We start from the raw sequence: 12,084 nt of genomic DNA, 5'->3' as shown, positions 1-12,084 counted from the left end.
GACAAGGAGACACCTTCGTGACCAGGATCGTGCGCGCCCATACATCGCTGGGTGAAGACCGGCTGAAGTTTCGTTCGATGCATGGCAGCGAGGGTTTGTCGCAGCTGTTCGAGTTCGAGGTGGACCTGCTGAGCCCGAGCGCGTCGATCGATCTGAAGTCGGTGCTGGGCAAGCCGCTGGCGCTGGAGATCCTGACGGCGACAGCGCAGCCGCGCTTTTTGAACGGCCAGGTGGTGCGCTTCTCGATGATCGGACGCGAAGGCGACACGCCGCGCTATACCGTGTACCGGGCGACGGTGCGCCCGTGGCTGTGGTACCTCACGCGCTCGAGCGACAACAAGATCTTCCAGAACAAGAGCGTGGTGGAGATCCTGGAAGAGGTGTTCGGCGACTACGGTTTCGCGTTCGAGAAGAAGCTCAGCAACAGCTATCGGCAGTGGGAGTACTGCGTGCAGTACAACGAGAGCGACTTCGCGTTCGTGAGCCGGCTGATGGAGCTCGAAGGCATCTACTACTACTTCAAGCACGAGAAGAACCAGCACACGCTGGTGCTGGCGGACGACATCGCCGCGCACGAGGCGATGCCGGGCTACGAGACCATCGACCACTTCGCGGCGGACCGCGACATCGGCGAAGACCTGGAGGTCATCCGCGAGTGGCAGCCCAGCGAGGAGGTTCGCTCGGGCCGCTACACGGTGGACGACTTCAACTTCACCACGCCCAAGGGCGACCTGGTGAATGTGCGTAGCCAGCCGCGCGGGCACGACAACGGCGACTACGAGATGTACGAGTGGCTGGGCGACTACCCGCAAGCCGGAGACGGCGAGCATTACGCGCGCGTGCGGCTGGAAGAGTCGCAGGCGCTGGCGCAGCGCAGCGTGGGCCGCGCGACCGTGCGCGGCCTGGCGCCGGGCGGCACCTTCACGATGCGCAACGCGCCGCGATCGGACGACAACCGAGAGTACCTTGTGGTGGCTGTCGACTACGCGCTGCGCGAGGGCGGCTATGCGAGCGGTGCGGCGCCGGGGGAATACAACTTCGACTTCGTGGTGCAGCCCAGCGCGCAGGCGTTCCGGGCACAGCGGCACACGCCGGTGCCGCGCACGAGCGGGCCGCAGACGGCGACCGTGGTGGGGCCCGAGGGCGAAGAGATCTGGACCGACGAATATGGGCGTGTGAAGGTGCAATTTCACTGGGACCGCGTGGGCCAGCGCAACGAGAACAGCTCGCGCTTCGTGCGCGTGTCGCACATCTGGGCGGGCGAGCGCTTCGGCGGTGTGTTCACGCCGCGCATCGGCCAGGAGGTGGTGGTGGACTTCATCGGCGGCCGCATCGACCGGCCGGTGATCGTGGGGCGCGTGTACAACGCCGACCAGATGCCACCGTTCTCGTTGCCGGGCGAGGCGACCAAGAGCGGCATCGTCACGCGTTCGAGCAAGGGCGGGTCAAGTGCGAACGCGAACGCCTTCGTGTTCGAGGACAAGAGGGGCGCCGAGCAGGTCCTGCTGCACGCCGAGCGCAACCTCGATGTGGAGGTGGAAGGCGACGAGACGCACACGACCGACAAAACGCGCACGACGCTGATCAAGGGGCACGAGTCGGCAACCTACGAGGCGGGCGAGGAGCGGCACATCACCGCCGGTGCGGTGGAGACGATCGACGGCGGCGAGGAGCGCACGGTGACGGGCGGCGCGACCGAGACGGTGGCAGGCGGCGAGCAACGCACGATCGCGGGCGGGGCGACCGAGACGATCACGGGCGGGGAGATGCGCACGGTCACCGGCGGCATCACCGAGACGGTCAATGGCGGCGTGACGCTGACGGTGAACGGCACGGTGGTGCGGCTTCTCAGTGGCACCGACATCCGGATCGTTGGTGCAGGGCGTATCGAGATCGTCAACGCGATCGACGCCAAGGTGGTGATGGGGCCGAACATCACCACCGTGACCGGCCCCAAGATCGTGTTCGCGCCGTTCATCATCCACTACGCCGACACCTACACGATCAACACCGTCAACTACATCGTCAACGCCAAGGTGGTGATCCACAACAAGCCCACGCAGACGCTCCACATCCAGGAGCACAGCCACTGGCGCTGGACGCGCTACGACATCGAAGTGTGGCAGGGCGGGACGCACAACGTGGCGTTCGACATCTACGGCATGAAGCTGATGGTGAGCAAGTGGTTCTTGTCCGTCAATGGCATCTTCGTCAACCTCGCCGCGAAGACCGAGATCCAGACGATGAACAAGTACCAGGTCGGCTGGTTGAAGTTCGGACAGTTCCTGAAGGAGCGCAAGACCCATGGAATGAGGGCGGTAAAGGGAACGATCTTTGTCAAGACGAACTGAAAAAGGATGGCGGTGATGACCAGGATCGTGAAGGCGCACACCCCCTTGGGCGAAGACCGGCTGAAGTTTCGTTCGATGCATGGCAGCGAGGGTTTGTCGCAGCTGTTCGAGTTCGAGGTGGACCTGCTGAGCCCGAGCGCGTCGATCGATCTGAAGTCGGTGCTGGGCAAGCCGCTGGCGCTGGAGATCCTGACGGCGACAGCGCAGCCGCGCTTTTTGAACGGCCAGGTGGTGCGCTTCTCGATGATCGGACGCGAAGGCGACACGCCGCGCTATACCGTGTACCGGGCGACGGTGCGCCCGTGGCTGTGGTACCTCACGCGCTCGAGCGACAACAAGATCTTCCAGAACAAGAGCGTGGTGGAGATCCTGGAAGAGGTGTTCGGCGACTACGGTTTCGCGTTCGAGAAGAAGCTCAGCAACAGCTATCGGCAGTGGGAGTACTGCGTGCAGTACAACGAGAGCGACTTCGCGTTCGTGAGCCGGCTGATGGAGCTCGAAGGCATCTACTACTACTTCAAGCACGAGAAGAACCAGCACACGCTGGTGCTGGCGGACGACATCGCCGCGCACGAGGCGATGCCGGGCTACGAGACCATCGACCACTTCGCGGCGGACCGCGACATCGGCGAAGACCTGGAGGTCATCCGCGAGTGGCAGCCCAGCGAGGAGGTTCGCTCGGGCCGCTACACGGTGGACGACTTCAACTTCACCACGCCCAAGGGCGACCTGGTGAATGTGCGCAGCCAGCCGCGCGGGCACGACAACGGCGACTACGAGATGTACGAGTGGCTGGGCGACTACCCGCAAGCCGGAGACGGCGAGCATTACGCGCGCGTGCGGCTGGAAGAGTCGCAGGCGCTGGCGCAGCGCAGCGTGGGCCGCGCGACCGTGCGCGGCCTGGCGCCGGGCGGCACCTTCACGATGCGCAACGCGCCGCGATCGGACGACAACCGAGAGTACCTTGTGGTGGCTGTCGACTACGCGCTGCGCGAGGGCGGCTATGCGAGCGGTGCGGCGCCGGGGGAATACAACTTCGACTTCGTGGTGCAGCCCAGCGCGCAGGCGTTCCGGGCGCAGCGGCACACACCGGTGCCGCGCACGAGCGGGCCGCAGACGGCGACCGTGGTGGGGCCCGAGGGCGAAGAGATCTGGACCGACGAATATGGGCGTGTGAAGGTGCAATTTCACTGGGACCGCGTGGGCCAGCGCAACGAGAACAGCTCGCGCTTCGTGCGCGTGTCGCACATCTGGGCGGGCGAGCGCTTCGGCGGTGTGTTCACGCCGCGCATCGGCCAGGAGGTGGTGGTGGACTTCATCGGCGGCCGCATCGACCGGCCGGTGATCGTGGGGCGCGTGTACAACGCCGACCAGATGCCACCGTTCTCGTTGCCGGGCGAGGCGACCAAGAGCGGCATCGTCACGCGTTCGAGCAAGGGCGGGTCAAGTGCGAACGCGAACGCCTTCGTGTTCGAGGACAAGAGGGGCGCCGAGCAGGTCCTGCTGCACGCCGAGCGCAACCTCGATGTGGAGGTGGAAGGCGACGAGACGCACACGACCGACAAAACGCGCACGACGCTGATCAAGGGGCACGAGTCGGCAACCTACGAGGCGGGCGAGGAGCGGCACATCACCGCCGGTGCGGTGGAGACGATCGACGGCGGCGAGGAGCGCACGGTGACGGGCGGTGCGACCGAGACGGTGGCGGGCGGCGAGCAACGCACGATCACGGGCGGGGCGATCGAGACCATCACGGGCGGGGAGACGCGCACGGTCACCGGCGGCATCACCGAGACGGTCAATGGCGGCGTGATGCTGACGGTGAACGGAGGCAGCATCCGGCTCCTGAGTGGCTCGGATCTGCGCATCACCGGCAGTGGGCGCATCGAGACGGTCCATGCGATGGATCTCAAGCAGGTGAACGGGACCGACTGCACCTCGGTCACCGGTCCGAAGGTCGTGGTGGCGCCGCTGATCATCTATCACACGACGCAGCACCTCGACACCACGAGCACCTACACGATCAAGGCGACGGTAAGCATCACCCGGTCGCCCCATACGATCCTCAACGTCGCCGATGAGACGTGGCTCAAGTGCGATTTCCTGCGTTGGTCCAACCAGACCGTGCGGGCGATCGTTCTCGCAACCGATTTCTACGGCCTCAAGTTGCAGGCCTGCGGAATCAACACGCAAATCAACGGATGGTTCACCAACAGGGCGACGAACTTCCTGCTCGATGCGCCGGTCAAGTTCGAGACCTCGGCGCGCAGTTCGAAGAAGAAGGGACTGAACATCGGCATTTGCAAGCTGCACCTGTCGTGCGTCTACATGACGAAGAAGAAATGATCCTGCTGCATCGCAGCCGGCCTTGCACATCCACCCATCAGGAGTTTCCGAGCCCATGGACCGCATCGTGAAGACCCACACTCCACTGGGCGAAGATCAGCTGCTGCTGCGCTCGATGCAAGGCATCGAGCGCCTGTCGCGGCCCTACGAGTTCGAGGTCGAATTGCTCAGCACAGACGTGGCGATCGATCCGAAGTCGCTTCTCGGAAAACCGTTGTCGCTGGAGATCAAGACCGCAGTCGGCGCCCCGCGCTTCCTTGACGGCCAGGTGGTGCGTTTTTCAAAGGTGGGCCGGGAAGGCGGGACTTCGCGATACACGATCTATCGCGCCGTATTGCGCCCCTGGCTTTGGTATCTATCGTTCTCGAGCGGCAGCAGGATCTTCCAGAACAAGTCGGTCGTGGACATCCTCGAAGATGTGTTCGGCGCCTACGGCTTTGCGTTCGAGAAGAAGTTGAGCGGCAGCTACCGGCAGTGGGCGTACTGTGCGCAATACAACGAGAGCGACCTCGACTTCGTGAGCCGACTGATGGAGCTGGAGGGCATCTACTATTACTTCAAGCACGAGAAGGGCCGCCATACACTGGTGCTGGCCGACGATGCGGGGGCCCACGAGCCGATGCCGGGCTACGAGACCATCGACTACTTCGCGGCCGACCGCGACATCCGCGAGGACATGGAGGTCATCGACGACTGGCAGGTGACCGAGGAGGTTCGCACGGGCAGCTACGCGGTGAACGACTTCAACTTCACCACGCCAAAGAGCGACCTCGGCAGCACGCGCAGCCAGCCGCGCGCGCATGACAACGCCGGCTACGACATGCACGAGTGGCTCGGCGAGTACGTCGATGCCGGACAGGCCGAGCACTATGCACGCGTGCGGCTGGAAGAGGCGCAGTCGCTGGCCTCGCGCAGCACCGGCCATGCCACGGTGCGCGGCATGGCGCCGGGCGCCAGGTTCACCATGCGCAACGCGCCGCGCGAGGACGACAACCGCGAGCACCTGATCGTCTCGGTTGCCTACATGCTGCGCGAGGGTGGGTATGCCACCGGCAGCGCATCGGGCATGTACGGCTTCGATTTCGTCGCGCAGCCTGCGGACAACCCCTACCGCGCACCGCGACAGACGCAGATGCCGCGCACGAGCGGGCCGCAGACCGCGACGGTGGTGGGCCCCGAGGGCGAGGAGATCTGGACGGACGAATACGGCCGCGTGAAGGTCCAGTTTCACTGGGACCGCGAAGGCCAGCGCAATGAAAACAGTTCAGCCTGGGTGCGCGTCTCGCAGGCCTGGGCGGGCGATGGCTACGGCACCGTGCACGTGCCGCGCATCGGGCAGGAGGTGGTGGTCGATTTCATCGCGGGCCGTGTCGACCGTCCCCTCATCGTCGGCCGTGTCTACAACGCCGACCAGATGCCGCCGTTCGACCTGCCGGGCGAGGCCATCCAGAGCGGCATCGTGTCGCGTTCAACCAAGGGCGGCTCGCCCGCGAACGCGAACGCCTTCGTGTTCGAAGACAAGAGGGGCGCCGAGCAGGTTCTGCTGCACGCCGAGCGCAACCTCGACGTGGAGGTGGAGGGCGACGAGACGCACACGACCGACAAAACGCGCACGACGCTGATCAAGGGGCACGAGTCGGCAACCTACGAGGCGGGCGAGGAGCGGCACATCACCGCCGGTGCGGTGGAGACGATCGACGGCGGCGAAGAGCGCACGGTGACGGGCGGCGCGACCGAGACGGTGGCGGGCGGCGAGCAACGCACGATCACGGGCGGTGCGACCGAGACGATCACGGGCGGGGAGATGCGCACGGTCACCGGCGGCATCACCGAGACGGTCAATGGCGAAGTGCTGGTGACGATCAACGGCAGCGTGCTGCGCCTGGTCAGCGGGGCGGACATCCGCATCACCGGTGCAACCCGGGTGGAGGTGGTGAACGCGATCGACATGACGTTGGTGCAGGGTCCCAAGCTCACCACCGTGACCGGGCCGAAAGTGATCTTCGCGCCGACCGTTCTTCATCTGTCCGGCAGCAGCCATACGATCCACGTGCCAGGTACCCTCAAGATCAATGTGACCGGCGTCGATATCGAGAACACGCCGGTCAAGACCGTCAACTCGTTGGATGCCAAGTGGTGGCTCCATGCGGTCAAGGAAGGCATCGGCCACCAGGCCCTGTTCGTGGCGGGCTCGGCCGACTCCTACACCGCCAAGTTCCAGCTGGCGGTGCGCAACACGCTGCTGCAGAAGGGGGCGTTCGTGAATGTCTCAGCCGTCAACTGGGTGCAGGCAGTCAGCAGGCAGGAACTCGGTCACTACCATTTCTGGCTCGATCCATTGTTGATCGTGGCCGGAGCGGCGCAGTTCTTCAAGAGCGCATTCGACGTCGAGAAATGAAGCCATCACGAGGGAATCCCGGCGGATGCAGACCATGAGATGGCTGGAAATAGCGGTCGCCGTCCTCGGCGTTGCGGTCCTGATGGTGTCGACGTTCGGCAGCTCGCGCGTCTTTCGCGCCGGCAGCGCGACCAAGGCGGCGCATGTCGCGGAGGAGCAGGAGTGGGAGGCGCTGCGCCACGAGGGCGCGCGCGCGGTGGCCCAGATCCTGGCCCTGGCCCGGCCCGGATTCCGCCTGGTGACCTGGCGCGGAGGTTCGCCAAACATGGCGGCTGCGGAGCTGCTGATCACGTTCACGGATTCGGATGGCGAGCATCATCGCGTGACCCTGCGGACCTTCATCGACCAGGAACTGCTGGCCAACTTCTCGGGTGGCCGCCCGCTGCCCATCGTCTACGCCAAGAGCCCGACGGCGCTGCGCGTCGCGGTGGATCGCGACCGCACGCAGCTCGAGATTCCCTCCTCGATCGACGCATGAAAATCATCAAACCGTTGCGTCTGGGCATGCTGACCCGACCCTTCGCCAACGACGGACGCCACTGGCTGGCCGTGACCGCCATCGCGATGACCGATCGCCTGGGCAGCGATGCCCGGCTCATCCCGGAGCAGGAGTGCTGGAAGATCTTCGGCGAGGAGGTGGGCATCGACGGCGCGTTCGACCTGGGCATGCCGAAGCTGCATCCGGAATTCCTCGTCACGGGCTCGGCCTACACGCGCCAGCAGCAGGACAAGACGCAATGCGCGGTCCGTGTCCGCGTCGGCGCACGGCAGAAGGACCTGCTGGTCTTCGGCGACCGCTTCTGGGTCGATGGCAGGCCGAGCGCCCCGCAGCCCTTCGAGTCGATGCGCATCGACTGGGGCCATGCCTTCGGCGGCCCGGGGTTTGCCGAGAATCCGGGTGGCATCGGGCAGGCGCACGAGCAGGTCGGCGGTGTCCGGGCGCAGCGCCTTGCGAACATCGAGGATCCGCGCGCCCGCGTGCAGCGGCCCGACCAGACCGTGCAGCCCGCGGGGTTCGGGCCCGTCGAGGCCACGCGGCCCTCGCGCGCGGACCGGCTGGGCCGCCAGTACGACGAGCATTGGCAGAACCATCTCTATCCCGGCTACGCGAAGGACATGGACTGGGCCTTCTTCAATGCCGCGCCGCCGGACCAATGGTTCGGGCGCGAAGACGGCGAACTGGCGGGCGCGCAGTTCGAACTCTGGAACCTGCATCCCGACCGCACGGTGCAGCACGGCCGGCTGCCCGACTGGCGCGCTCGTGCCATCGTCGTGCGCGGCCCCATCAACAGCGTGAAGCTCGACGAAGGCACGCTGCACGACGTGCCGATGCGCCTGACTACCGCCTGGTTCTTTCCGCACCTGGAGCGCGTGGGCCTGATCTACCACGGCTTCGTGGAAGTCGAACAGGACGACGCGGCGGACGTCACGCACGCCATGATCGCCATGGAGGAGGCGGCCCTGCCGCCCCAGGGGCTCGATGGCTGGCGCGACGTGCTGGTGCTGCGCAGCGAGTCGGAAGACCGCGCGCTCTACGGCATGCGCGACGACCTGTTGCTGCCCGATCCGATCATCGGCCCGTGGCCCGACCTCGACGCGCAGTTCGAGCCATCGCCGATGCGACGCAACATGCAGGCGCGCGCCGACTACGAGCGCGAGCGCATGAAGGTGTCGTTCAAGTCCTCGGGCCTGGGCGTGGCCGGGCAGGAGGAGCCGCCCGCCGTCGATCTCATGGAGAAGGTGCCCACCCTGCGCGAACTGCCGGCCTACATGGCCCAGCGCAAGGTGCTCATCGAGGAGCATCGCCAGAAGATCGAGGTGGCGCGCCGCGAACTCGACGAGGCCGCCAAGGCGAACGCCGTGCACTCGCGCAAGGCGGGCTTCGACACGTCGGACCTGGTGCAACAGACCGAATCGTCGACACAGAAGGGCCCGCCGACGGTGGACAGGTGGGCGCGCATCGAAAGCATCGTCGCCCAGTCCGAGGGCAGCGGGTTTTCTCCGACGCCCGAGCAGATAGCGCAGTTGCGCGAGATTCATGACGCTGCCGCGCGCCAGTTGCTCGAGAACTACCGCCGCACGGCACAACACCAGGATGCGGCGGACAAGATGTCCGGGGAGCGGTCGGCCGAAACGCGCATGGACGTCGAGCGTCGCATGGCCGGCGCGCGCGACCTGTCCGACATGGATCTCACGGGCGCGGATCTCAGCGACATGGACCTGCGCGGCGCATGCTGGCACCGCGCGATGCTGGAGTGCGCCGATCTCAGCGGCAGCAGGCTCGATGGTGGCGATCTGTCGGATGCACTGCTCGCGCGTGCACGCCTTGCGGGCACCTCGATGCGGGGAGTGAACCTCAAGGACGCCAACCTGGCGCTGGCGCAGTGCGAGGACTCGGATTTCACCGGTGCGCGCTTCGAGTCCACCCAACTCGAAGGCATGGCCGCGCGCGGCTGCAGATTCGCCGACACATTTTTCGATCTCCATGAGGCGGAGGGCGTGGTGTGGGAGAACTGCGGCTTCGAGCGTGCGCAGCTGCGGAACCTGAGCTTCACCGAGGGCTCCCGTCTGAACGGCCTGGATTTCGAGGGCGCCAGCTTTCACAAGGTGGACTGGATCGAATGCCAGGCGGGCGGGCTGCGCTTTTGCGGCGCAACGCTCGACACCTGCGACTGGACCGATACCGACTGCACCGATGCGATGGACTTCTCCGATGCGCGCCTGGTCGCGACCTGTTTCGTGGGATCGACCGATTTGCGCAAGGCCGACTTCCAGGGCGCGACGCTGATCGAATGCAACCTGCAGTCGATCCGCCTGGACGAAGCCGACTTCCGCGATGCGAAGCTCGACAACACCGACTTCACCGATGCCTCCATGCGGGGCGCCCGCCTCGGGGGCGCCAACGCCGACGGTTCCGATTTCGTGCGCACCGATCTCACCGCCGCTTCGCTGGTCGATGCCAGCCTGATCGAGGCCGACTTCAGCAAGGCCATCCTCGTGGCCACCGATTTCCACCGGGCCAACCTGTTCCAGGCCGACCTGTCCCGGTGCCTGATCGACGACACCACGCGTTTCGACGAGGCCTACACCGTCAACGTGGTCACGGTGCCCAGGCGCAAGGCGCAGGAGGGCCCGCGATGACGCCGAAGGAGGTGCAGGTCATGGTCAAGCGCGGGCAGGAGATCGCCAACCAGAACCTGGCCGGCATGGATTTGCGCGGCCTGGACCTGTCGGGCGGCATGTTCATCGAGAGCGACTTCACGGGTGCGGACCTGTCGGGCGCCTCTCTCAAGGGCAGCGTCTTCGGGGACTGCGGACTGGGCCGCGCCAGGCTCGAGCGCGCCGTGCTGGACCGCTGCAACTTCTACGGCGTGAATGCCGAAGGCGCCGCGATGGACGGCGCCACCATGCATGGCACGAGCTTTTACAACACGCGGCTTGCGCACGCGCGCTTCGATGGTGTCGAGGGCGATGTGATCGGCATCTCCGACTGCGAACTGGTCGGGACTTCGCTGCGCGGCATCAAGTCCGAGATGCTGGTGTTCTACGGGGCGCGGCTCGACCGGACGGATTTCTCCGGCGCGCCGCTCGACGGCGCCATCTTCTACCGGGCCGACCTGCGCTCCGCAGTGTTCGCGCGCTGCAGTTTCGAGCGATGCGTCTTTTCCGAGTGCGATCTGTCGGGACAGGTGTTCCGTGGGCAGACCTTCAGCCTGTGCCAGTTTCCCGATGCCAACCTCGCCGGCTGCGACTTCGACGAAGCGACGCTGCGCCAGTGCAACTTCAAGGGGGCGCGCATCGAGGGCGGATCGTTCCGGCGCGCGGCCGCGGCGCACAGCGTGTTCGTGGGCGCGGACCTGGGCGGCGTGGCCTTCAACGGCGGCCATTTCTTCCAGAGCGTCTGGGCCGATGCGCGGCTGGACGGCGCCGATCTGGCGGGTGCCCAACTGGAGCAATGCGTCTTCCACCGCGCACGTTGCAACGCCGCGCAGTTCTCGGAGGCACAACTTGCCTATTCCGATTTCTCCTACGCCGATCTGCGCGGCGCCGATTTTCGTGGTGCCGCGCTGATGCGCACCAAGGTGCACCGCGCGGTGCTCGAGGGCACGCTGTTCTCCGACCGCGGCGGCCTGCTGCTCCAGGAGGATGCGTTGTACGAGGCCGAGGCCTACTCCGCGCGCCGACCGAGCCATCGCGATCCCTCCAGGCGGCGCGGCGAAGCTGGCGCGGCGCGGCAGGCCGCAGAAAAGGATTCCCGAACATGACGATCAGAGACACAGTTTCCGACGCGCCCCCCGCACGCCGCGACATGCGCACCCGCGCCGCCGCTGGCCCCAGGCCTGAGGGCGGCGGTGTGGTCAATGCGCTGGGTACCGTCACGGCCATCCTGCCCGGCGGCATCCACAGCGTGGACAGCGACGGGCATGTGTTGCGGTGCCTGCGCGCCGCCAGCTGCCTGTTGCGGCCCGAAATCGGCGACATCGTGCTCGTCAGCGGTCCCGACGAGCGTCGCCTCTACCTGACGGCGGTGGCCGAGCAGGCCGATGCAGGTGTCGCCCACATCGAGGTCGCGGGCGATCTCACGCTGGCCTCGCAGCGCGGTGCGGTCAGGGTGCAAGCGGCCAGCGAGCTGCAGCTGAGCGGCCCGCGCGCGCTGCGCATGGACACCGCGCAACTGCACCTGGACGCGCAGGCGGCCGAATGCCAGGTCGGCCACATGAGCTACCAGGGCGTGGAAGCGCGCGCGACGGTGTTGAACATGCGCGTTGTCGGCCGCGTCTACGAAGCCATCGTCGACCGCCTCGTGCACCTGAGCAAGTCGGCCTTCCGCATGACCGAGGGCGTGGACCAGGTGCATGCGGGCCAGATCGACTACAACGCCAGCGAGATGGCGCGCGTGCATGGAAGAAATACCGTGGTCACGGCCAAGGATCTGATCAAGGCGGATGCCAAGCAGATCCACATGGGCTGAATGCACCCGTCAACCGA

General features: G+C 66.2%; 7 protein-coding genes. All 7 read left to right on the top strand.

What is annotated here, in order from left to right; genetic code table 11:
• Window positions 1-17: 17 nt before the first annotated feature.
• The 7 genes from GFK26_RS05890 to GFK26_RS05860 are packed head-to-tail and all read left to right on the top strand — an operon-like array spanning window position 18 to window position 12,067.
• A complete protein-coding gene (locus GFK26_RS05890) occupies window positions 18-2,351 on the top strand; it encodes a type VI secretion system Vgr family protein (RefSeq protein ID WP_153281183.1) in 2,334 nt (777 codons plus the stop codon).
• Window positions 2,352-2,366: 15 nt separating this feature from the next.
• Window positions 2,367-4,697 carry a type VI secretion system Vgr family protein gene (locus tag GFK26_RS05885; RefSeq protein WP_153281182.1) on the top strand — a complete coding sequence of 777 codons (2,331 nt, stop codon included), beginning with the start codon at window positions 2,367-2,369 and terminating at the stop codon, window positions 4,695-4,697.
• A gap of 55 nt (window positions 4,698-4,752) precedes the next feature.
• Complete coding sequence (locus GFK26_RS05880) at window positions 4,753-7,095, top strand: type VI secretion system Vgr family protein (protein ID WP_153281181.1); 2,343 nt, start codon at window positions 4,753-4,755, stop codon at window positions 7,093-7,095.
• 34 nt (window positions 7,096-7,129) lie between these two features.
• On the top strand, window positions 7,130-7,573 hold the full coding sequence (locus tag GFK26_RS05875; RefSeq protein WP_153281180.1) for a hypothetical protein: 444 nt from the start codon (window positions 7,130-7,132) through the stop codon (window positions 7,571-7,573).
• The gene (locus GFK26_RS05870) at window positions 7,570-10,236 is read left to right on the top strand and encodes a DUF2169 family type VI secretion system accessory protein (protein ID WP_153281179.1); all 2,667 of its coding nucleotides are present in this window, start codon (window positions 7,570-7,572) and stop codon (window positions 10,234-10,236) included. The genes GFK26_RS05875 and GFK26_RS05870 overlap by 4 nt, the downstream gene beginning before the upstream one ends.
• A 20-nt stretch (window positions 10,237-10,256) precedes the next feature.
• Window positions 10,257-11,360: a pentapeptide repeat-containing protein gene (locus GFK26_RS05865; protein WP_228121924.1), complete on the top strand. Its 1,104-nt coding sequence runs from the start codon at window positions 10,257-10,259 to the stop codon at window positions 11,358-11,360.
• The gene (locus GFK26_RS05860) at window positions 11,357-12,067 is read left to right on the top strand and encodes a DUF3540 domain-containing protein (protein WP_194274034.1); all 711 of its coding nucleotides are present in this window, start codon (window positions 11,357-11,359) and stop codon (window positions 12,065-12,067) included. The genes GFK26_RS05865 and GFK26_RS05860 overlap by 4 nt, the downstream gene beginning before the upstream one ends.
• Window positions 12,068-12,084: the final 17 nt, after the last annotated feature.

The sequence above is a fragment of the Variovorax paradoxus genome (assembly GCF_009498455.1).
Taxonomy (GTDB): Bacteria; Pseudomonadota; Gammaproteobacteria; order Burkholderiales; family Burkholderiaceae_C; genus Variovorax; species Variovorax paradoxus_H.
The sequence above is the reverse complement of the archived record's forward strand: the minus strand, read 5'-3'. Positions and strand labels throughout refer to the sequence as shown.